This is a genomic window from Noviherbaspirillum galbum (assembly GCF_010974945.1).
Lineage (GTDB): Bacteria > Pseudomonadota > Gammaproteobacteria > Burkholderiales > Burkholderiaceae_D > Noviherbaspirillum > Noviherbaspirillum galbum.
Window position 1 is genome coordinate 1 of sequence record NZ_JAAIVB010000068.1, and the last position, 20,399, is coordinate 20,399.

The 20,399-nt window shown below is 62.4% G+C and carries 19 protein-coding genes and 3 tRNA genes; 6 read left to right on the forward strand and 16 right to left on the reverse strand.

What is annotated here, in order from left to right; all coding sequences use genetic code 11:
- From G3574_RS18860 to G3574_RS18900, 9 genes are all read right to left on the reverse strand, one after another.
- Positions 1 to 121, reverse strand: a 121-nt coding sequence (locus G3574_RS18860) for a GTP-binding protein (RefSeq protein ID WP_233250791.1), incomplete at its 3' end; no start/stop codon positions are given.
- 69 nt (positions 122 to 190) lie between these two features.
- Positions 191 to 265: transfer RNA gene (locus G3574_RS18865), tRNA-Thr, on the reverse strand.
- A gap of 35 nt (positions 266 to 300) precedes the next feature.
- A tRNA-Gly gene (locus G3574_RS18870) sits at positions 301 to 374 on the reverse strand.
- Between the two features lie 39 nt (positions 375 to 413).
- Positions 414 to 499: transfer RNA gene (locus tag G3574_RS18875), tRNA-Tyr, on the reverse strand.
- A 282-nt stretch (positions 500 to 781) separates the two neighbouring features.
- Positions 782 to 2,407: a response regulator gene (locus G3574_RS18880; RefSeq protein ID WP_163966654.1), complete on the reverse strand. Its 1,626-nt coding sequence runs from the start codon at positions 2,405 to 2,407 to the stop codon at positions 782 to 784.
- 185 nt (positions 2,408 to 2,592) lie between these two features.
- Entirely contained in the window at positions 2,593 to 4,041 is a 1,449-nt protein-coding gene (locus tag G3574_RS18885; protein ID WP_163966657.1) for a DHA2 family efflux MFS transporter permease subunit, read from the reverse strand.
- 14 nt (positions 4,042 to 4,055) lie between these two features.
- Positions 4,056 to 4,268 carry a DUF2905 domain-containing protein gene (locus G3574_RS18890; protein ID WP_163966659.1) on the reverse strand — a complete coding sequence of 71 codons (213 nt, stop codon included), beginning with the start codon at positions 4,266 to 4,268 and terminating at the stop codon, positions 4,056 to 4,058.
- 22 nt (positions 4,269 to 4,290) lie between these two features.
- The gene (locus G3574_RS18895; RefSeq protein WP_163966662.1) at positions 4,291 to 4,488 is read right to left on the reverse strand and encodes a DUF2905 domain-containing protein; all 198 of its coding nucleotides are present in this window, start codon (positions 4,486 to 4,488) and stop codon (positions 4,291 to 4,293) included.
- 27 nt (positions 4,489 to 4,515) lie between these two features.
- Positions 4,516 to 5,700: a class I SAM-dependent methyltransferase gene (locus G3574_RS18900; RefSeq protein WP_163966667.1), complete on the reverse strand. Its 1,185-nt coding sequence runs from the start codon at positions 5,698 to 5,700 to the stop codon at positions 4,516 to 4,518.
- Positions 5,701 to 5,786: 86 nt separating this feature from the next.
- On the opposite strand from G3574_RS18900, the gene G3574_RS18905 reads away from it, so the two are divergent.
- From G3574_RS18905 to ttcA, 3 genes are read left to right on the forward strand one after another with little or no spacing between them, the layout of a single operon-like run.
- Entirely contained in the window at positions 5,787 to 6,557 is a 771-nt protein-coding gene (locus tag G3574_RS18905) for an SDR family oxidoreductase (protein ID WP_163966669.1), read from the forward strand.
- A gap of 10 nt (positions 6,558 to 6,567) precedes the next feature.
- Positions 6,568 to 6,960, forward strand: coding sequence for a dihydroneopterin aldolase (locus G3574_RS18910; RefSeq protein WP_163966672.1), 393 nt, complete (start codon positions 6,568 to 6,570; stop codon positions 6,958 to 6,960).
- A 2-nt stretch (positions 6,961 to 6,962) separates the two neighbouring features.
- Positions 6,963 to 7,898: a tRNA 2-thiocytidine(32) synthetase TtcA gene (gene ttcA / locus G3574_RS18915; RefSeq protein ID WP_163966675.1), complete on the forward strand. Its 936-nt coding sequence runs from the start codon at positions 6,963 to 6,965 to the stop codon at positions 7,896 to 7,898.
- 24 nt (positions 7,899 to 7,922) lie between these two features.
- Here the strand turns inward: ttcA and G3574_RS18920 are convergent, their stop codons facing one another.
- Positions 7,923 to 8,801 carry a DUF6279 family lipoprotein gene (locus tag G3574_RS18920; RefSeq protein ID WP_235953519.1) on the reverse strand — a complete coding sequence of 293 codons (879 nt, stop codon included), beginning with the start codon at positions 8,799 to 8,801 and terminating at the stop codon, positions 7,923 to 7,925.
- A 33-nt stretch (positions 8,802 to 8,834) separates the two neighbouring features.
- Between G3574_RS18920 and glmU the strand changes: the two genes are divergently transcribed.
- Positions 8,835 to 10,193, forward strand: a complete 1,359-nt coding sequence (gene glmU, locus G3574_RS18925) for a bifunctional UDP-N-acetylglucosamine diphosphorylase/glucosamine-1-phosphate N-acetyltransferase GlmU (protein ID WP_163966678.1) — start codon at positions 8,835 to 8,837, stop codon at positions 10,191 to 10,193.
- A gap of 23 nt (positions 10,194 to 10,216) precedes the next feature.
- Here glmU and G3574_RS18930 read toward each other — a convergent pair whose 3' ends face one another.
- On the reverse strand, positions 10,217 to 10,690 hold the full coding sequence (locus G3574_RS18930; RefSeq protein ID WP_163966681.1) for an Lrp/AsnC family transcriptional regulator: 474 nt from the start codon (positions 10,688 to 10,690) through the stop codon (positions 10,217 to 10,219).
- Positions 10,691 to 10,845: 155 nt separating this feature from the next.
- On the opposite strand from G3574_RS18930, the gene glmS reads away from it, so the two are divergent.
- Positions 10,846 to 12,663 carry a glutamine--fructose-6-phosphate transaminase (isomerizing) gene (gene glmS, locus G3574_RS18935; RefSeq protein ID WP_163966683.1) on the forward strand — a complete coding sequence of 606 codons (1,818 nt, stop codon included), beginning with the start codon at positions 10,846 to 10,848 and terminating at the stop codon, positions 12,661 to 12,663.
- A 61-nt stretch (positions 12,664 to 12,724) separates the two neighbouring features.
- Here glmS and G3574_RS18940 read toward each other — a convergent pair whose 3' ends face one another.
- Positions 12,725 to 13,531 carry an HDOD domain-containing protein gene (locus tag G3574_RS18940; protein WP_163966686.1) on the reverse strand — a complete coding sequence of 269 codons (807 nt, stop codon included), beginning with the start codon at positions 13,529 to 13,531 and terminating at the stop codon, positions 12,725 to 12,727.
- A gap of 294 nt (positions 13,532 to 13,825) precedes the next feature.
- Here G3574_RS18940 and G3574_RS18945 point away from each other — a divergent pair, with 294 nt between their 5' ends.
- Entirely contained in the window at positions 13,826 to 15,448 is a 1,623-nt protein-coding gene (locus G3574_RS18945) for a response regulator (protein WP_163966689.1), read from the forward strand.
- A gap of 43 nt (positions 15,449 to 15,491) precedes the next feature.
- On the opposite strand, the gene G3574_RS18950 is transcribed toward G3574_RS18945, so the two are convergent.
- From G3574_RS18950 to G3574_RS18965, 4 genes are all read right to left on the reverse strand, one after another.
- Positions 15,492 to 15,944: a response regulator gene (locus tag G3574_RS18950; RefSeq protein WP_163966691.1), complete on the reverse strand. Its 453-nt coding sequence runs from the start codon at positions 15,942 to 15,944 to the stop codon at positions 15,492 to 15,494.
- Between the two features lie 6 nt (positions 15,945 to 15,950).
- Positions 15,951 to 18,197, reverse strand: a complete 2,247-nt coding sequence (locus G3574_RS18955) for an ATP-binding protein (protein WP_163966693.1) — start codon at positions 18,195 to 18,197, stop codon at positions 15,951 to 15,953.
- Positions 18,188 to 18,814, reverse strand: coding sequence for a biliverdin-producing heme oxygenase (locus G3574_RS18960; protein ID WP_163966695.1), 627 nt, complete (start codon positions 18,812 to 18,814; stop codon positions 18,188 to 18,190). The genes G3574_RS18955 and G3574_RS18960 overlap by 10 nt, the downstream gene beginning before the upstream one ends.
- A 267-nt stretch (positions 18,815 to 19,081) precedes the next feature.
- Positions 19,082 to 19,900: a Crp/Fnr family transcriptional regulator gene (locus G3574_RS18965; RefSeq protein ID WP_163967071.1), complete on the reverse strand. Its 819-nt coding sequence runs from the start codon at positions 19,898 to 19,900 to the stop codon at positions 19,082 to 19,084.
- Positions 19,901 to 20,399 lie beyond the last annotated feature (499 nt).

Consider the following 20,399-nt stretch of genomic DNA (forward strand, 5'->3'; position numbering starts at 1 on the left):
CAAACTTGGCCGACAGCACGGTTGCAATCGCTGCAGTCAGCGTGGTCTTGCCGTGGTCAACGTGACCAATCGTGCCTACGTTCACGTGCGGTTTCGTCCGCTCAAACTTGCCTTTTGCCATTTTGCACTCCTAACGATTTGATGAGAATGTCCAGGCACGTGCCCGACTGTCATGCTGATTCTAGAAACTTGGTGCCCTTGACGTGGATTGAACACGTGGCCTCTCCCTTACCAAGGGAGTGCTCTACCACTGAGCTACAAGGGCAATGTCGTCCGTATAGATACGTCCAACGAAAAACTTGGAGCGGGTGAAGGGAATCGAACCCTCGTCTTAAGCTTGGAAGGCTTCAGCTCTACCATTGAGCTACACCCGCAAGGACCGTCAACTTCAGCCGCTGTTTCAAATTTCCCACTGGTGGAGGGGGCTGGATTCGAACCAGCGTACTCGTAAGAGGGCAGATTTACAGTCTGCTGCCATTAACCACTCGGCCACCCCTCCGGGGAACCTCAAACTATAGTAGAGACCCCCGCCCCCTGTCAACAGAAAATTCTGTTTCGGCGGAAAAATTCGACCCGCCTGAACCTCGAAGTGCCGACCTGCCAATGGCACTTTGCGCGCGTGAAGCATCTGACCTCGCGGTCAAGCTCGTGTTTCTCGGACAGCGCTCAAAATCGTTCGGAACGGGGCGGAAGTCTAGCAGGTCTTGCAGCACCGCGCGAAGGATTTTTCGCGGATAGAAGACTTGATCGGAGAAGATTTCAGAGGAGAAAGAACCGCGGTTCAGGTTCCCGCGGCACTGACGTTGTATTTCTTCAAGATTCCAAGGTAGAGATCGGATAATGGCACCAGCCGGGGGTTGCTTGGATCCAACCGTCGTGCGGACTCGATGTAACCGCGTGCGCGATCACCAAGCCGTTGTTCCCAGCCGACGTTCTCGAGATATTTCAACACTGCAACGGCAGCGTTGAACACGACTTGGGGATTGTCGGGCAACTTGCGCACCGCAGCAGTCATGAGCTCGACCGCGCCCTTGAAATCGCCTTGTTTCGCTTTCTCGGCGCCGGAGGAGACCAGCTCGACCACATGCTTGCGGCTTTCCTTGGCCACGGTTTGCGCGAGCTCGGTGCGCCCCGCCCGCTCGAAAACCTCCATGGCTTTCGCGAAGGCGGCGTCGTCGGCGGCGTTGCTCATGACGTCGCGCATGACCTCCGAGGCACCGTCGTCCATGTTGTGGTCCAGGCAGTTCTTCGCCAGTTCCATCTTCATGTCGTTGGAAATCCCGTCCACGGACCGGCATGCCTCGACAGCGGCGGTGAGGTGGTGCATGGCCTGTTCGGCTTCGCCCTGTTCGGTATGCACCAGGGCCGATGACAAAGCCTTGCAGGCGCCGGTCTTGTCGATGTGCGACAGTGATTTTTCCATGTCGCGGATGACGGTGCCCGCCTGCTTGACATCGCCTTTCTTGACCAGGGTGCGAACCAGCCTGACGTGGTCTTCGGGGTCGCGGAATTCGGAATACTTGGCCTTGCTGACCACCTTTTGGAACGACTTCTCGGCCGTATCGATGTCGCCGGTTTCGAGCGCGACGTCACCCAGATGGCGCAGCCGCCTCACCGCATGCGGGGAAATGCCGACCGCTTCGGTGAGCACGTCCTTGGCCTGGGGCAGGTCGCCCATGGCCTCATGGGTCTTGGCGAGCCAGTCATAGGCGTCCATGTACCTGCTGTTTTCCTCGACCAGCGCCTTCAGCAAGAGTTCGGCCTCGCCGAACTTGTCCTGCATGAACAAGGTCTTGGCGAGCCCCAGCCGGGCCCAGGCGACCGCCTTGGTCTTCATCAGCTCCTGGTATATCTCTTCCGCAGGCGCCGGTTCGCCGAGGATCACATGCAGCTCGGCGCGCAGGCGCATGAAGTCGATGGCGTATTTCCGGTACTTGTCCTGGCCGACCTTGCAGATGTCGATGGCCTCGTTCAGGTTGCCGTGTTCCATCAAGTGGTAGACGGGCAGAAACGCCGTGCGTTTTTCGATGGCGCGCGCGATCCGTTCCAGCAAGGTGTCGGCGGTGAATGGCTTGAGGATGTAGTCGGTGGGGGCCAGCTCGGCGGCGCTCACGACTTTTTCGTAGGCGCGTTCGGCGGTCACGATGATGAAGATGGTCCAGAGCGGGATGAGCTTGTTGTGCCGCAGGTCTTCGAGCAGCTGCTGGCCGTCCTGCCCCTCTCCGAGGTCGTATTCGCACACGATCAGGTCGTAGGACTTGTTCTTGAGCGGGCGGATCGCCGTGCCCGAGCTGACGGCATGGTCGATCTTGTTGATGCCGCACAGGTTGAGCATGTTGTGCAGGTTCGCCCGCATTCCGGATTGCGGCTCGACGATCAGGGCGGTAAGACTACGAAGCGAACTCATCTGGAATTCTGTGCGTGCCAACGGTTTGGGGGCGAGCGGCCGGGATCGCGCATGGATTGGCTGCCATTAGCGCAAAAATACCATTGTCTTCGGGAAATGAAAACCGAAAGCCGTTCAATTCTGCCGCGGGACGGTACGGGTGTCTTGAACGCTTAGGAGGAGTTGCCAATCCTTAACAAATGTTGTCAGACTGCGCTCGCCGCCGGCTTTTCGCCGGCTTTCATGCGCCAGGCGGCGAAGATTGCCAGCGCGCACAGCGTGGCCACGAACAGGAACGTCTCGCTGAAAGGCAGGATCCGCTCCGCGGCGGCATTGCCGCCCGCTCCCAGGCCGACATGGTGCACCGCAAGGCGCCATTCGAGAACGATCCCGGACAGGCTGACGCCGATGGCGCCGCCAAGCTGGCGCAGGAAGTTGATGGTGCTCGATCCTTGGGCCACCATCTCCATGTCGATGCCGCGCATGGCGCCGAGGCTGAGCGAAGGCAATACGAACCCCAGGCCGATGCGGCCGATGATCGCCCATGTCATCAGGTAGAAGTAGCCGCTGACCAGCGAACCGGTCGCCATCAGCGCGAAGGACGCCGCCAGCAGGAACAGGCCGATGGAAACGAGCACGTTGGGGGCATGGCGGTCCGACAGCCTGCCAGCCAGGATGATTGTGACCGACAGCACCGCGCCCGCAGGCAGGAGGAGCAGGCCAGCCTCCGATGGCGCGTAGTGCAGCGCCGTCTGCATGTAGACCGGCACGAGGTAGGTCGAGCCGAACAGCCCCGCCCCGTAGATGAAAGCGACAAGCGCTCCCATCGCGAACTGGCGATGGCTGAACAGCCGCATGTCGACCAGCGGGAAGGGCGTGCGGCGCTGATAAGCAATGAATGCGGCCAGGCTGGTCAACGCGATGGTGATGAGGCTTGCCGCACCGACCCAGCCGTCGTGGAGATGGACGAGGCCGTTGATCAGGCTAATCGTCGACACGCCCGCCAGCAGCAGGCCCTTCCAGTCGAGCGGCTTGGCATCGCCGGCCATGGAGGAATTCACGGGCAGGAGGTAGCGCACCATGACCAGCACCGCCAGGCAAAAGGGCACGACCACGAAGAAGATGGAGCGCCAGCCGAAATGTTCGACCAGGAAGCCGCCCACGCTCGGCCCCACCGCTGGCGCGAACACGACGCCGAAGCCGAAGATGCCCATGGCCTTGCCCTGCTGCTCGCGCTCGAAGGCGCGCAGGATGACGATGGATGGAATCGGCTGCAGGATGCCCGCGGCCAGACCTTCGGCCACGCGCATCGCCAGCAGCATCGGGTAATTGAGGCTGAAGCCGCCGACGACGCCGCCCGCCAGAAGCAGCAGGATGGAGCCGGTATAGGTTCGCCGCAGCCCGAACCGCAGGAGGAACCATGGCGTCGTCAGCATCGACAGCGTCATGGCGAGCATGAAGCCGGCGGACACCCATTGCGCGCGCTCCTGGCCGAGAACGAAGTGATGGCTCAGGTCGGGCACCGCCACATTGACGATCGTTGACGACAGGATGGATGCCATGGTGCCGATCATGACTGTCAGCAGGACCAGCCATTTGTAGCGGTCGCCATGGCGGGCGCGAAGTTGCTCGAGCGTGGGCGGGGTGGAAATCATGGAAGGAAGTGAGATCAGGGCATGGCGGAAAGCTTGACGATTTCCGCGACGATCAGAGCGATGATGGACCACAGCACCGTGGAGCCGAACGGCAGGCAGAACACGATGCCGCGCACCTTGAAGCGTACATCACCCGGGAGCCGGCCGACCCGTAATGCATCAAGCTGCGGCAACAGCGGGTAGAACACGGCCAGGCCAAGGAAGATCACGGCAACCCAGCGGATCATGGCTTTCCTTTCGTGGCGCGGTTCAACGCAGCCATTTTGCGACGACCACCATCAGCATGGACATCAGCAGGGTGGAAGCGAATGGCAGGTGGATCTTCCTGCCGAAGAGGCTGAAGCGGAAATCGCCGGGCAGCCGTCCGATGCCGAGCTTCTCCAGCCAGGGCAGCAAGGTGGAAAAGATGACGAGCGCGATGAAGATGGTGAGAACCCAGCGGATCATGATGATTGCCCGTGTCTGTACAGCCACTCACAGGCGGTGGCTGCGGTCGTTGCGATGGAAGTTCGGCGGCAGGCCGGTCCCCTTGCCCACAACCAGCACCTTGAACAGTTCACCCATTTCAGCCGGTGAAATGAGGCGCTGCACGGCGTTGGCCTGGGGCAGGTAGCGCAGCTTGTCGTCCGGCGAAGTGCGCAGCAATGCCTCGCCGATGCCGGCGTCGAGCAGGAAGGCGGCGTGGCTGGCGTAGCCCAGGACATCTGCCCCTGCTTCGGCGGCGGCCGTCGCCATCGAGCTGAAATTGACGTGCGCGGTGACGTCCTGCAGTCCGGGAAGGTAGAACGCGTCGGGATGGGAATGATGGCGATAATGGCACATCAGGGTGCCCTGGGCGCGCTGCGGATGGTAATACTCCGCCGCCGGGAAACCATAGTCGATCAGGATCGCCGCGGCGCCCTGCCCGCCCTGCCCACTTTCGGCGCCCCTGGCCAGCATGGCGGACAGGCTGCGCATGAAGCCTTCGGCGACGGGATGGATTTCGGTGACGTAGCCGGCCGGCAGGCCGTCGGCATCGGGAATGGATGCCGCGATGTCCCAGGCCGACGGCCGGTCGCCGAAGGCGAACTGGAAGTCCTCCGCGCCCGCCGCTTCGGCCAGCAGCACGCCGCGCTCAAGCCAGCCATGCTCCGTCTTGACGACGAGGCTGACGGGCATGGCATCGAGCACTTCGTTGCCGACCGCCACCCCGGAAAATGCGTCCGGCATCCGTTCCAGCCAGCGTACCTGGGGAAAGGCGCGCAGGGTTTCCTGCTGGCGGGCGCGCAATTCGCCGGACAGGTCGATGATGTCGTAGCGCTCGACGGCCACGCCCAAGGCGGCGCATTCCGTCAGGATGTCGAAGGCCAGCTTGCCGGTGCCGGCGCCGAATTCCATGAGCCGGGGTCCGGTTTCCTGCATCATGGTGGCGACGACGCGCGCGATGGCGGCGCCAAAAAGCGGCGTGATTTCGGGGGCGGTTGTAAAATCTCCGTCTTTTCCCAGTTTGGCGGCGCCGCCGCTGTAGTAGCCGAGGTCCGGCGCGTACAGCAGCAGTTCCATGTAGCGGGAAAACGGGATCCAGCCGCCCTGCCGGCGAATGTCGTCGGCAATCAGCAGCCGGAGCCGGCGCGAGGCGGCCAGCGCGTCGGGCGAGGGAACGGGCAGTTGGAGTTGCATGGCCGTTATTGTAGTTTGTCGCGGCGTCCGGCGTGCGCCATCATGCGGGATGCTTCCCGGCGATCCATCAGGCAAGAGCAAGGCATATGACCCCAGAGACCGGAAAAGGCGTACTCGTGACCGGCGCGGCCAAACGCATCGGCCGCGTCATCGCGCTCGCGCTGGCGCGCCGCGGCTGGCATGTCGCGGTGCATTACCACCGATCCGCCGCCGAAGCGCAGGCGACGGTGGACGAGATCGTCGCGCTGGGCGTGCGCGCCGCGGCCGTCTGCTGCGACCTGGCCGACGAACCTGCCGTCAAGTCGCTCGTTCCCCAGGCGCAGGCGGCGCTCGGCGTGCCGCTGCGCGGCCTGGTCAACAATGCCTCGCTGTTCAGCCAGGACGATCCGGCCGACATGACACTGTCCTCGTTCGATGCCCACATGCATGCCAACGTGGCGGCGCCGGTCTGGCTGGCCCAGGCGCTGCACGCGGCCATCCCCGATGACGGCAGGGGCGCGGTGGTCAACCTGCTGGACCAGAAGCTGTTCAACATGAATCCCGATTTCCTTTCCTATACCTTGTCGAAGGCCGCCCTGCAGACCGCGACCACCATGCTGGCGCAAGCGCTGGCGCCCCGCTTGCGCGTGGTCGGCGTCGCGCCCGGCATCACCCTCGTGTCGGGCGACCAGACCGAGGAAGGCTTCGCGAAGGCGCATGCGAAAACCCCACTCGGCCGCTCCAGCACGCCGGAGGACGTGGCCGAAACGGTGTGTTTCGCCATGGACAATCCGGCAATCACCGGCACCACCATCCTTGTCGATGGCGGCCAGCACCTCATTCCCCTGCAACGCGATGTCATGTTCATCGCCAACTAAACTTACCGTCATGCTTACCGCTCTTTCTCACCCCCGTCTTGCCGATTGCCGGCGTCTTTTCCTGCGCAACTTCGAAGTGATGATCAACATCGGCGTCCATGAATTCGAGAAGAAAGGCGAACAGCGCGTGCTGGTCAATGTCGATCTTTTCATTCCGCTGGCGGAATCGACACCGCAGGAGGACCACCTGCACGAAGTGGTCGACTACGACTTCATGCGCGAAACCATCGCGCGCCGCATGGCGCAGGGGCACATCCACCTGCAGGAAACCCTGTGCGACGACGTGGTGCGCGCGATGCTGGCGCATCCCAAGGTGCGCGCGGTGCGCGTGTCCACCGAGAAGCCGGACGTCTATCCCGACTGCGACAGCGTCGGCGTGGAAGTCTTCCGGATCAAGGAGTAGGCATGGAACCGATGACCCTCGACGCCGCCGCGGCGGCCAAAAAGGCGGAAAAGATCGCCTACGAAAACAACAAGCTGCACAAGCGCCTTTGCCGCCTGGTCGGGCAGGCGATCGGCGACTTCAACATGATCGAGGACGGCGACAAGGTGATGGTCTGCCTGTCGGGCGGCAAGGACAGCTACGGCCTGCTGGACATCCTGCTGACCCTGCGGGAACGCGCGCCCATCCATTTCGACATCGTCGCGGTCAACCTCGACCAGAAGCAGCCGAATTTCCCGGAGCATGTGCTGCCCGATTATCTCGCGAAGATCGGCGTGCCTTTCCACATCGAGAACCAGGACACGTACAGCATCGTCAAGCGACTGATTCCCGAGGGGAAGACCACCTGCTCGCTGTGCTCGCGGCTGCGGCGCGGCATCCTGTACCGCGTGGCGGATGAACTGGGCGCGACCAAGATCGCGCTCGGCCATCATCGCGACGACATCCTCGAAACCTTTTTCCTGAACATGTTCTTCGGCTCGAAGCTCAAGGGCATGCCGCCCAAGCTGCAGTCGGACGACGGCCGGCACGTGGTGATCCGCCCGCTGGCCTACGTGAAGGAAATCGACATGGAACGCTACGCGCAGGTCAAGCAGTTTCCGATCATCCCCTGCGACCTGTGCGGCAGCCAGGAAAACCTGCAGCGCAAGCAGATCAAGGCGATGCTGCGCGAATGGGAAAAGAAACACCCCGGCCGGGTAGAAAACATCTTTTCTTCGCTGTCGACGGTCGTGCCTTCGCACCTCATGGACCGCGACCTGTTCGGTTTCGCCGACCTGAAGGCGGAGGGCATTGCCAGCAAGGATGGCGACATTGCCTTCGACGAGGAACCGTGCGCGCCGCCTTCCAGCGTCATTCGCTTCGGGGCCACGCCGCAGGATCCGGACGAGCAGGACTAACCATGCTCCCGGCACGCCGGGGCGTCACTTGGCCGCGAGCGAGTTGCAGTCGTCGATCAGCTTCTGCAAGCGCTCGGCCGCGTGCTGGCGCTGGGCCGGCGTCGTCATGTTGATCATGCCAGCAACCAGCTTCGCCATGCCGTCGCGGCTGCCATCGAAGAATTCCTTGTGCTCCTTGTAGGTCACGAACTCGAAGAGCGTCGCGGCATGGTTGCGCAGCATGCCCATGGCGGCTTCCTTCGAGGGCTTTTCCTGCTGGATGCGGCGCAGGATGGCGAGCATTTCCTTTTGCCGGGTCATCCGTTCGTTCATCCAGATCTCGTTGTCGAGCGGCCGCCCGTCGGACAGGGCGCGGATTTCCTTTTCCTGTTCGTCGCTGAAGTTGCCGAACCAGTACTCGGCCTGCTTCATGACTTTCTTGAACCGGAACTGTTGACGCTGCTCAAGATCGCCGCGGAGGTAGTCTTTACGATAAGAATCGTTGTTGGACGCAAACTTCTTCTCCAGCTTGCCAAGCTGTTCGGGTTCGAGCGCCAGCGCCAGGTCCGTCAAGTCGGGCAAGGCCTTGTCGATGACAAGCAGGCTCTTCTGCCGGATGATTCCATACTGTTCCAGGACTTCCGCGGCGGTGACCGGCGTCCCCTTCTGCAGGCGTTGCTGAACATGGGCGAACACCTGGGCGTAATCACGCAGCTGCGTCTTGCGATGCCAGTCGAAAAGCGTCCTGATGCGTTCCTTGACCCAGGGCTTCTGGTCATGCTGGAAGTCGACATAACCGTCCAGCCACCAATACACTACGCTTTCCCCGTTCGCATAGCCGACGCGGAGCGCGCTGCATGACATGAGCAGCAGCGCGGCGGCGACGATGAAAACTTTGGTGCATGCGTGGCGGACGGAGAGCATAATGAACTATTGCCTTAATTCAATCGATTATCTATGAACGTCGTGATTCTTGCTGCCGGCATGGGAAAGCGGATGCAATCCGCCCTGCCGAAAGTGCTGCATCCGCTTGCCGGGAAGCCCCTTCTTTCCCATGTGATCGACACTGCCCGGGCGCTGTCGCCCTCCACGCTGTGCGTGATCTACGGGCATGGCGGCGAGGTCGTTCCAGAGCGCGTAGGTGCGCCGGACCTGAAGTTCGCCAGGCAGGAACCCCAGCTTGGCACCGGCCATGCGGTGATGCAGGCCGTCCCTTATCTGAATGATGACGTTCCGACCCTCGTGCTGTACGGAGACGTGCCGCTGACAACCAGGGATTCGCTGCAGCAATTGTTGGACAGCGCCGGACAGGATAAGTTGGCAATTCTTACCGTAAAACTCGACGATCCGACCGGTTACGGTCGCATCGTGCGTGAGAACGGATCCATTACCGGCATCGTCGAGCAAAAGGATGCCAGCGCAGCCCAGCGCGAAATCCGCGAGGTCAACACCGGCATCATGGTCGTGCCGACACCGCGCCTCAAGCACTGGCTTGCCACCCTCTCCAACAACAATGCGCAAAAGGAATATTACCTGACCGACATCGTTGCCCGTGCGGTGGCGGATGGCGTGAGCGTCACTTCCGCCGAGCCGGCCGCCGTCTGGGAGACACTCGGCGTCAACAGCAAGGTGCAGCTTGCCGAACTGGAACGGATCCACCAACGCAACCTTGCAAACGACCTGCTCGAACGCGGTGTCACCCTGGCAGACCCGGCGCGCCTGGACATTCGCGGCACCCTGGACTGCGGACGGGACGTGAGCATCGACGTCAATTGCGTGTTCGAAGGCGCCGTGGTCATCGAGGACGGCGCGACGATCGGCGCGAATTGCGTGATCCGCAACGCGCGCATCGGCCGGGATGCCAGCATCAAGCCGTTCTGCCACATCGAGGAAGCCTCGGTCGGCAGCGCTTCCCAGATCGGGCCCTATGCCCGGCTGCGCCCGGGAACGGAACTCGGCGAGGACGTCCACATCGGCAACTTCGTGGAAGTGAAGAACAGCCAGATCGCCGCACACAGCAAGGCAAACCACCTCGCCTATGTCGGCGACGCGACGGTCGGATCGCGGGTCAACATCGGCGCCGGCACCATCACCTGCAACTACGACGGCGCCAACAAGTTCCGCACCGTGATCGAGGACGACGTTTTCATCGGCAGCGATACCCAGCTCGTCGCGCCGGTCACCGTCCGCAAGGGCGCCACGCTGGGCGCCGGGACCACGCTGACCAAGGAAGCGCCGGAGGGCAAGCTGACGATTTCCCGTGCCAAGCAATTGACCATCGACGGCTGGAAGCGGCCGGTCAAGGTCAAGAAATAAGGGCTTTCCCGCCCCGCATGCCGTCAGAGCGGAATGCGGGTGTCGAACTTGCTGCGATGCACCGAAAAGAAGGCGCGGACATTGCGCACGTTGGCATAGCTGCCAAAGACGCGATGCGCGAACGCATGGTAGGCCTGCATGTCGGCCAGTTGCAGGATGAGGATGAAGTCGGGACCGGGCGACACCCGGTAGCATTGCAGGATCGCCGGTTCCGGCTTCATCATCGCCTCGAATTCCGCGAGGCGTTCTGCCCCCTGGTGGTCGAGGGTGATTTCGACGATGGCGGTGAGCGCGGGGCCGAGCTTTTCCGGCGCCAGGATGGCGACCTGGCGCGAAATCACGCCAAGCTCGGTCAGACGCTTGACCCGGCGCAGGCAGGTCGGCGGCGACGCATGGACCGCTTCGGCAAGCTCGTTGTTGTTGCGTGATGCATCCTGCTGCAAGGCGTTCAGGATGCGCCTGTCCAGTTCATCGAGCTCCACCGTCCCGTTCTTCATGAAATTTTCTTTCAAAAATTTGCCATCCGAGAAATACTAATCCGTTTCTACCTCTGCGCGAAATAATCCTTCATCCAAACCGATATTTCGCAAACTTTTTTCACCTCGCCTCGCCTACGATTGTCCTATCGAAAGTTTTTCAATGGAGGCAGGTCATGTGCGGAATCGTTGGCGCCGTTTCTCAGCGGAATATCACTCCCATCCTGTTGCAAGGCCTGAAGCGGCTGGAATACCGCGGCTATGACTCCTGCGGCGTGGCGCTGCATGTCGATGGCGTCCTGAAGCGCGCGCGCAGCACGTCCCGCGTCGCTGACCTCGAGGAGCAAGTCGACAAATCCGGCCTTGCCGGCTTCACCGGCATTGCCCATACCCGCTGGGCAACGCATGGCGCGCCGGCATCCCACAATGCGCATCCCCACTTCTCCCGCGAACGCATCGCCCTGGTACACAACGGCATCATCGAGAACCATGACGAGTTGCGCGCCGAACTGACCGCCGCCGGCTACCACTTCGAAAGCCAGACCGATACCGAGGTCATCGCCCACCTGATCGACCACATGTACACCGGCGACCTGTTCGAGACGGTGCAGCAGGCGGTGCGCCGCCTGCACGGCGCCTATGCGATCGCCGTCTTCTGCCGCGACGAACCGCATCGCGTGGTCGGGGCGCGCCAGGGATCGCCCCTGATCGTGGGCGTGGGCAAGGGCGAAAACTTCCTGGCCTCGGATGCCATGGCACTGGCCGGCACGACCGACCAGATCATCTACCTCGAGGAAGGCGACGTGGTCGACCTGCAATTGCAGCGCTACTGGATCGTCGATGCCAACGGCACGCCGGCGACCCGGGAAGTGCGGACGGTGCTGGCCCATACCGGCCAGGCGGAACTCGGCCCCTACCGCCACTACATGCAGAAGGAAATCTTCGAGCAGCCGCGCGCCATCGGCGACACCCTGGAAGGCGTCACCGGCATCATGCCCGAACTGTTCGGCGACCAGGCCTACCAGGTGTTCAAGAAGATCGATTCGGTCCTGATCCTCGCCTGCGGCACCAGCTACTACGCTGGCCTCACCGCCAAGTACTGGATCGAATCGATTGCCTGCCTGCCGGTCAACGTCGAGATCGCCAGCGAATACCGCTACCGCGACAGCGTGCCGAATCCAAATTCGCTGGTCGTGACGATCTCACAGAGCGGCGAAACCGCCGACACGCTCGCCGCGCTCAAGCATGCGCGCTCCAAGGACATGGTGAACACGCTCACCATCTGCAATGTCGGCACCAGCGCCATGGTCCGCGAATGCATGCTGTCCTACATCACCCGGGCGGGCGTCGAAGTCGGGGTCGCGTCGACCAAGGCATTCACGACCCAGCTTGCCGCCCTCTTCCTGCTCACGCTGACCCTGGCCCAGGTACGCGGCCTGCTGCCGGAAGAAAAGGAAGTCGAACACCTGAAAGCCATGCGCCACCTGCCTTCCGCGATCAGCGCGGTGCTCGCGCTGGAACCGCAGATCATCGCCTGGGCGGAAGAATTCGCGCGCAAGGAAAACGCCCTCTTCCTCGGACGCGGCCTGCATTACCCGATCGCGCTCGAGGGCGCGCTCAAGCTCAAGGAAATCTCCTACATCCACGCGGAAGCCTATCCAGCCGGCGAGCTCAAGCATGGTCCGCTGGCGCTGGTGACGAATGAAATGCCGGTGGTGACGGTGGCGCCGAAGGACACCTTGCTGGAAAAGCTCAAGTCCAACATGCAGGAAGTGCGCGCCCGCGGCGGCCAGCTCTATGTCTTCGCCGATTCGGATTCCCGCATCGCGCCCAGCGAAGGCGTGCATGTCATCCGCCTGCCGGAGCACTACGGGCAGCTTTCTCCCATCCTGCACGTGGTGCCGCTGCAGCTCCTGGCCTACCACACCGCGCTGGCACGCGGCACGGACGTGGACAAGCCGCGCAACCTGGCGAAGTCGGTCACGGTGGAGTAAAGCACAACGCCGGTCACGCAAGCAGAACGGCCCGCGCGGGCCGTTTTGCTTTTCAGGGCAGTTACAGCGTCGAGATATCGAAAAAGGATTCGGGTTTCGGAAATTTCCGGCGCATCCAGTCCCGGTCCAGGCGCAGCGCATCCACCACGTCCTGCGGCAGGGTATCGAGCGTCGCGGCGTCAGTATCGGGCGTTTCCGCGAGCAGGCAGGCCAGGTGGACGACCGCACCGAGGCGGTTGAAGGGATGACTCTCCATCGGATCGGACGTGGCATTCAGCGCGGCGACGATCTCGGCCGGAAAATTCCAACGGCGCGCCAGTTCGGCGGAAAGATTGGCTTCGGAGAACCCGAGCAGTTCCTGCTCGCGCGACCAGCGGCCGCCCGGCAGATGGGGCTGCATCTCGATTCTTGCCAGCGCCGCCGGCTGGTTCTGGCCGATCAACAGTTCACCGAGGCGTTCCATCATGCCGACCAGCCAGGCTTGTTGTCCGTCGATGCCGAGGCTTGCGGCCAACCAGTTCGCATACCCCGCCGTCACCGTGCTGTTGCGCCAGAATTCCTTGCGGTCCAGTCCCGGGATGACCGGGAAGGCATCCGCCATGCAAGCCGCGAGGCCCAGGGTGCGCACCTGGGAAATGCCGACCACCATGATGGCGTCATCGATGCTGGCGATCGACCGGGTGACCCCGTAGCGCGCGCTGTTGGCGAGGCGGAGCAGCTTGGCGGTCAGGGCGGGATCCTTGGCGATCACACCCCGCAGTTCGCCGGAGGAGACGTCGTCATCGTTGAGCATGCCGATCAGGACATGCGCCACTTCCGACATCACGGGAAGTTTGACGGATTGGAAAAAATCTGCGACTTCGGACATGACGCCTCCCTTTGTAGTTGTTGGGGACTGACGCCTTCAATGTATCGCAAGTGTTTGCGATTGATCAGAAGTATTCAAGAAAGCTAAGCATTCTTTCCTTACATCAGGAATACTGTTGCGTTTTTGTTTTGAAATCATTGAGCTGGCTCATCGCGTGCCGCCAAGCCGGGCGTTACTTTCCTTTCTACCTTAGGTGATCGAAAACGACATACCCAACTTCATTCAAAATGTGCCTGTAAATAGAATTCAGTAAATCAAGTCCCTAAGCGGGCGTATCGAAGCGAACAAAAGAATATGGTTGCAGCGGGACCCAACGTACTACTGATCGATGATGAACGCCTGGCGGCGGAGTTTGTGCAGCATCTCCTGATGACGGAATACGATGTCGCGATCACGCACGAAAGCGAGCCGGAACGCTGCCTGGAAGCGGTTCGGGTGCTGCAGCCGACCATGGTGCTCGTCGACCTGCGCATGCCGACCATCGATGGTTTGGAAGTGATCCGCCGGCTCCGTGCCGACGCCATCGCTTCCCAGTTGCCCATCGTGCTGCTGTCCTCCGAGGACAGCCCGGATGTCAAGGCCCAGGCATTCGCCGCCGGCGCAAACGACTACCTCGTGAAGTGGCCCGACAAGCGCGAACTCATCGCCAGGGTGCGCTATCACTCCAATGCCTACCTGGCGCGGCGCGAGCGCGACGAGGCGTTCGATAGCCTGAGCCGCAGCCAGGCGGAACTCCTGGCCCGCACCCGCGAACTCGAGCAAAGCCGTGCGGCGCTGCATCACGCACAAAAGATGGAAGCGCTGGGCCAGCTGACGGGCGGGGTCGCGCACAACTTCAACAACTTCCTGCAGATCATCAGCAGCAATCTCGAGCTGATCCGCCTGATGTCGGACGGCGACCCTTACCTGGCCCCCCGGCTGGATGCCGCCTCGCTGGGCGTCGAACGCGCCGCCAAGCTGGCATCCCACCTGATGGCCTTCGCCCGCCGCCAGCCGCTGCAGCCTGCCGTGGTCGACGTGCGGCGCGTGATGCGGCTGATGGCCGAGCTGCTGAATTACGCGCTCGGCGACCTGATCGCCCTGGACCTTGAAATCGACGACGGCCTGTGGAACGTCATTGCCGATCCCGGCCAGCTGGAAAACGCCATCCTCAACCTTGCGATCAATGCGCGCGACGCCATGAACGGCCGAGGCAAGCTGCACATTCGCCTGCGCAACCTGCCTGCCGCGGAGCTTGTGGGTGCGCCGCCGGAATCGGCGAAGTCGGATCACGTGCAGATCGAAATCCAGGACAACGGCTGCGGCATTCCGTCCAACATCCTGGAGCGGGTGTTCGATCCCTTCTTCACCACCAAGCCCCTGGGCCAGGGCACGGGGCTGGGGTTGTCGATGGTGTATGGTTTCGTCAAGCAGAGCCAGGGTTTCATGACCATCGACAGCACGCCGGGGGCGGGCACCGCCGTCAAGATCCACCTGCCTCGCACGACCGGCGCGGCCGACGCCCAGTCAGCGATGAACTTGCCGGCCGCCAGGGGAAACCACGAAACGGTGCTCGTGGTGGAAGACGAGATGGAAGTGCGCGCATCTACCGTGGCGCTGCTGACCAGCCTCGGTTATCGCGCATTGCAGGCTGACGGTCCGGAAAGCGCATTGCAGGCGCTCAGGCAAGGCAAGGTCGACCTGCTGTTCTCCGACGTGCTCATGCCGGGCAAGGTGAACGTGTCGACCTTCCTGCAGCAGGCGCGCCTCCTGCATCCGGAGCTGAAGGTGCTCATGACGTCAGGCTTCTTCGAGGATTCAGAACAGGCGCGGCAGATGACACTGGACAACCATCTGCTCCGCAAGCCATATACCGTGGAATCGCTGTCGGCCGCGATCCGCAGGGCGCTGGCCACGGAACCGGCGCAACTCGACTAGAGACCATCCGGCGCCAGATTTCCCTCCGGAGGTCTGGATGCGTTCAGCGTTTCACGTAGCGCATCGAGCCGGGCGGCGGCTCGTTCAGCACCGCCCAGAAGATGCCGAGGTCGGCGATCGCGCGGACGAAGTCCTTGAAGTCGACCGGCTTGACGACATAAGCATTCACGCCCAGCTCATAGCTGCGCAGGAGATCCTGCTCTTCGCTGGACGACGTCAGCATCACCACGGGCATGCTCTTGAGTTTATCCTTGCTGCGGATGTGGCGCAGGACTTCGAGGCCATCCACCTTCGGCAGCTTGAGGTCGAGCAGTACGACCGCCGGATTTCCGGCCGGGCGGTTGAGCCAGTCGCCTTCGCCATTCAGGTAGTCGAGCGCTTCGGCGCCATCCCGCAGAACGATGACCTCATTGGCCAGGTTGCTGCGTTCCAGCGCGATGAGCGTGAGCTCAAGGTCGTTGGGGTTGTCTTCGACGAGAAGAATCGGTTTCAGCATGGCGTGTCAGGCAAATTGAGGTTGTTTCGGAAGGGCGAAGTAAAAGCGGGCGCCTTGTTGAACCGCGCCTTCCGCCCACACGCGTCCGCCATGACGCTCGATGATGCGCCTGACGTTCGCGAGGCCGATGCCGGTTCCCTGAAAATCTTCCATGCGGTGAAGACGCTGGAACACACCGAACAGCTTGTGCGTGTAGTCGGCGTTGAATCCGACGCCGTTGTCTTTCACGCAATAGACGACTTCCTCCGCATGGTCTTCCGCCGACACGCTGATTTCGGCCACCTCGCGGGGGCCGGTGTACTTGACGGCGTTCGACAAAAGATTGTACACGGCAAGCTGCAGGAAAGTTGGATCGGCGGTGATGTCGGGCAGCTCGCCGATGCGCCAGTCGATGCGGCGCGTCCCGGCATCCATGGCCAGCCTGTTGATGCATGAGTTGACCAGGTCCTTCATGTCCACCCGCGCCGGATGCAGCGATGCGCGGCCCATCTGCGAAAAACTCAGAAGGTCGTCCACCAGCTTGCCGGCGAACCGGGCCGAATCCTTGATGTTGCGGAGGAAGCGGGCATCCTTGCCGTCGACCTCGCTGGTTTCGAGGAGCAGGTCGGCATAACCGACGATGTGCCGCATCGGCGCGCGCAGGTCGTGGGACACGGAATACGAAAATGCCTCCAGTTCCTTGTTGGCCCGCGTCAGCTCTTCCGCCAGCGCGGCGACCGCCTCGGCGCGTTCGAGGACGATCTCCAGCAGCGCGCTGCGCAGCTCGAGCGCGGTTTCGACGTCGCTCGCCCGCCACGGCAGGCTGCAGCCGCGCACTTCCTCGTGCCAGGTCTCGAAACTCTTGCGCGGCGTGAGCTGGCCGGCAAAACCGGCTTGCATGACCTTGAGGTGGGGGTTGCCTGCCCAGTCGATGGTCTGGACCGTTTCCGGGCGAAACCAGACCAGGTAGTGGCGGTGCAGCCGCGACAGCGGGATTGCAAGCAAGCCGCTGGCATTCCGGGCGTGGAGCGCCGCATCGGGACACAGCTTGCCGAAGGAATCGGTATGAAAGCTGTCGCCGTGGCTGTTCGCGCCTATCCACTCGATCATCTTTGCCACGTCTTCCTGCGGCGGCGTGTCGCCGAACAGCTCCAGCCTGTCGTCGAACAGCAGCGCCGCCCCGGTCGCGCCGGCGAAACGCAGCAGCTCGGGTTCGACCGCCCGCACGCTTTCGATGAAATTCGGCCCGCGCGACAGCTTCGACAGCAGGCCGACGAGGGAGCGCCGCAGGTCCAGGCGGATGTCGTATTCGTCGACATCCTCCCGGGATTCGATGCGCAGCGCCAGCACCTGGGCGAGATGCTCGCAGGCGGCTCGGGTCTCGAAGGAAACGAAGCGCGGCTCGGCATGATGGCAGGAGATCAGTCCCCAGAGCTTTCCCTTGACGATCAGCGATACCGACATCGATGCCGGCGTGCCCATGTTGCGCATGTATTGCAGATGAATCGGCGAGACGCTGCGCAAGGTGGAATACGTGAGGTCGGTCGGCGCGCCGGACAGCGGATTCAGGCCGGGCACCAGGCGCGACGGCTGGTAATGGGCGTCGGGAATCAGCCGGATCCGGTTATGCAGGTAAAGCTCGCGCGCCTGACGCGGGACGTCCGATGCGGGGAAACGGTGGTTCAGGTAAGTGGCATAGCCCGGATCGCAGGATTCGGCCAGCACGTGGCCGTGGCCGTCGCTGTCGAAACGGTAGACCATGACCCGGCCGAAGCGGGTCAGGTCCTTGATTTCCTCGATGGCGTGCCGGCTCAGGTCTTCCACGTCGTCCTTGTCGGACAGGCGCGACAGGAAGCGGCTGATGAAGGTGTAGAGCAGGCGGAAGTCCGCGCTCTTGCGCGGCACCTGTTCGAAATCGAGGATGAGCAGGCCGTCGTTGCGATGGGCGAGGACGTCGAAGCAATCGCTCTCGCCGATGCTCGTCGTGCACAGGTAGATCACCTGCTGGCCGATGGCCAGCCGCGCCAGTTCGGCATGAACGAGCCGGGAAGCATGGTCGCCGATCGCTTCCGACAGCGGCCGGCCGGAAAGCGCTTCCGCGTCCAGCGCCGTTCCCGTCAGCTCGCCGATGTTGGCGCTGGCCTGCGCGATCTTGTCTGCGTCGTCATGCAAGGCCACCAGGAAACCGTGCTGCTGCACGCTGCCTGGGATGCGTATCGGTTCGCTGTCACAGCGTGACAGGTCCAGTTCCGGCTGGGGATCGGTCACCGCCATGCTGTCGGCCTCATCGTCATGTCATTCCTTCTCGCTTCACGCCGAATGGTGAACCACTCAAGAAGGGATGAAAAAGCCTGGCGGGCGTATTCGGCGGCCGCCTGCCGGGCTTGCGCGCCTTGAAGCTCGGCTTCGGCGCAGGCAACGAAAGTTTTCCACCGCAGGGAGGATTGTTCGCCATACCCCTGCAGCCAGACCGGCTCCCAACCATCCAGCGCCGGAGCCAGGCGCCTGGCGAGGACCCGCACGCCAAGCTGCGCGCCCTCGACCACGTAAGCAATGCCGTAGCGCGCCTCTGCCCGCTCGAAGGACGGGCGGAAATCGGCCACCGGCAGGCGATGTATTTCCTCGGACGACATCCCGGACCACCGGAGGTCGGCCTCGATGCGTTCGAGCTTGCCCGCCCGTTCCCGGGCGGCGACCACCGCCGGCCAGGGCATGTTCCAGAGCGCGGGTTCGACGGCCTTCAGCCAGCCCAGCATATCCTCGAGATAAGACAGGTATTCGTCGCGGCCCGCCCCTTCCCGATTAATGTCGAGCAGATTTTCCAGTTGCTCGTGCAGGCTGGAAGTGGCACGCCGCAGTTCCATCAAGGCGGGTGAGATCGATTCGGACATGAGCGGGGGACGAGCGCAAGGCTCTGGACGACAAGCCCCGTATTCTACGCGTTTCCGGGAAAGTCTTGCATGCCGCGAGACTTGCTGCCGCGGCAGATGCGCCGGCGCGGGCAAATGCGGGGCAATGCGTGGTGGCTTGCGCGGTCACCGCAGCCGCGTGATGCGGCGGCGAGGAAAACGGGATGGGACCGCGAAAGGAAAGGCGCCCGCCGGAAGGCAGGCGCCATGGCGCGGACGCGCCCGCGCGGGCGCGTCCATTCGTGCGGATCAGGCGGCGGCGAACTGCTGGGGAGCTGCGCCGGCTGCAGCGGCGGCCGCGGCAGCCTTGGCCAGCTTTTGCTTGTCGCGGGTGCGCGAAGGCGGCAGGCGGCGCAGGGTCTTCAGGGCATTGAAGTCCTTGATGTCGATGGCGCGCTGGTCCACCGAGATCAGCCCCATTTCATTGAACGCCGACAGCGTGCGGCTCACCGTCTCCAGCGTCAGGCCCAGGTAGCTGCCGATCTCGTGGCGCGTCATGCGCAGGTTGAACTGCTTGCCCGAGTAGCCCAGCTCGGAGAAACGCTCCGACAGGTTCACCAGGAAGCGCGCCACCCGTGCCTCGGCCGACAGCGAACCCAGCATGGTCACCATGGACTGTTCGCGGATGAGTTCGCGGCTCATGACGCCGTAGATGGCGGCTTCGAGCTCGGGATGGGCCTTGCCCAGGGCGGTGAACTTCTTGAACGGCACGAGGATGACGTCGCAGTTGGTCAGGGCAACGGCTTCGGACTCGTAGCGGCGGCCATGGATGCCGTCGACGCCGAACAGATCGCCCTTCATCGGAAAGCTCAGGATCTGTTCGTTGCCGAAGACGTCGATCATGACGGTCTTGAGGAAGCCGGAGTTGACGACGTACAGCACGTCGAAGGGCTGGCCGATGGTGTGGATGCGCTGGCCCGCCTTGAACTGCACGTGCTGGAACAGGGTGTCATGGTCGGCCACGGCGGCGGTCACGGGAATGCGCAGCAGGTCGCAGACTTCCTTGAGGGAGGACCAGAGCTTTCCCGTGCGCTGCCAGCCGGTATCGGTGATCGGACGGGGATCCATCATCGAAGACGTGGCGCGGGCTTCGGGCAAATGATTGTTCAGCAAGATATTCTCCTCTAGCGTAAAGCGTTGGTCGTCACTGTTTTTAAAACTGCTCAATGTCGATTGCGTTCTTTTATTCGTGTGCAATCCATGTCCGGCAGTATGTATTTCCAATGTCAAACCGACTATCCGCAGGAGGCTGAATCTCACCGTCAGAAACCGGGTACGCGTGTAGGAATGTTCCGATTTTGATACACGGAATGGTTTCCGGACCGAATGCCAGGCGCCGAACACCCCTCCTCCCGTACTTGGAACACCCGGCCCGGAAGGATTGTTGCCAGGAATCCTTAAGTCGATGCGCAACGCTTCAATTTCGTGAACCATTCGGGATAGAATAGAACAGAGGCAACAAAAATTAATGCCTGCCCTCCTTTCGATGGGATGACAAGGCATGATCGATCCTGTTTCTAGACGTAACAGTTACTTAACGGCAGAGAGAAACCAGATTTCATCGATC

Bases quoted from the DNA above. Each gene is read 5' to 3' on its own strand.
- G3574_RS18880 (WP_163966654.1), bottom strand. From the start codon at position 2,407: ATGAGTTCGCTTCGTAGTCTTACCGCCCTGATCGTCGAGCCGCAATCC.
- G3574_RS18885 (WP_163966657.1), bottom strand. From the start codon at position 4,041: ATGATTTCCACCCCGCCCACGCTCGAGCAACTTCGCGCCCGCCATGGC.
- G3574_RS18890 (WP_163966659.1), bottom strand. From the start codon at position 4,268: ATGATCCGCTGGGTTGCCGTGATCTTCCTTGGCCTGGCCGTGTTCTAC.
- G3574_RS18895 (WP_163966662.1), bottom strand. From the start codon at position 4,488: ATGATCCGCTGGGTTCTCACCATCTTCATCGCGCTCGTCATCTTTTCC.
- G3574_RS18900 (WP_163966667.1), bottom strand. From the start codon at position 5,700: ATGCAACTCCAACTGCCCGTTCCCTCGCCCGACGCGCTGGCCGCCTCG.
- G3574_RS18905 (WP_163966669.1), top strand. From the start codon at position 5,787: ATGACCCCAGAGACCGGAAAAGGCGTACTCGTGACCGGCGCGGCCAAA.
- G3574_RS18910 (WP_163966672.1), top strand. From the start codon at position 6,568: ATGCTTACCGCTCTTTCTCACCCCCGTCTTGCCGATTGCCGGCGTCTT.
- ttcA (WP_163966675.1), top strand. From the start codon at position 6,963: ATGGAACCGATGACCCTCGACGCCGCCGCGGCGGCCAAAAAGGCGGAA.
- G3574_RS18920 (WP_235953519.1), bottom strand. From the start codon at position 8,801: ATGCTCTCCGTCCGCCACGCATGCACCAAAGTTTTCATCGTCGCCGCC.
- glmU (WP_163966678.1), top strand. From the start codon at position 8,835: ATGAACGTCGTGATTCTTGCTGCCGGCATGGGAAAGCGGATGCAATCC.
- G3574_RS18930 (WP_163966681.1), bottom strand. From the start codon at position 10,690: ATGAAGAACGGGACGGTGGAGCTCGATGAACTGGACAGGCGCATCCTG.
- glmS (WP_163966683.1), top strand. From the start codon at position 10,846: ATGTGCGGAATCGTTGGCGCCGTTTCTCAGCGGAATATCACTCCCATC.
- G3574_RS18940 (WP_163966686.1), bottom strand. From the start codon at position 13,531: ATGTCCGAAGTCGCAGATTTTTTCCAATCCGTCAAACTTCCCGTGATG.
- G3574_RS18945 (WP_163966689.1), top strand. From the start codon at position 13,826: ATGGTTGCAGCGGGACCCAACGTACTACTGATCGATGATGAACGCCTG.
- G3574_RS18950 (WP_163966691.1), bottom strand. From the start codon at position 15,944: ATGCTGAAACCGATTCTTCTCGTCGAAGACAACCCCAACGACCTTGAG.
- G3574_RS18955 (WP_163966693.1), bottom strand. From the start codon at position 18,197: ATGGCGGTGACCGATCCCCAGCCGGAACTGGACCTGTCACGCTGTGAC.
- G3574_RS18960 (WP_163966695.1), bottom strand. From the start codon at position 18,814: ATGTCCGAATCGATCTCACCCGCCTTGATGGAACTGCGGCGTGCCACT.
- G3574_RS18965 (WP_163967071.1), bottom strand. From the start codon at position 19,900: ATGGATCCCCGTCCGATCACCGATACCGGCTGGCAGCGCACGGGAAAG.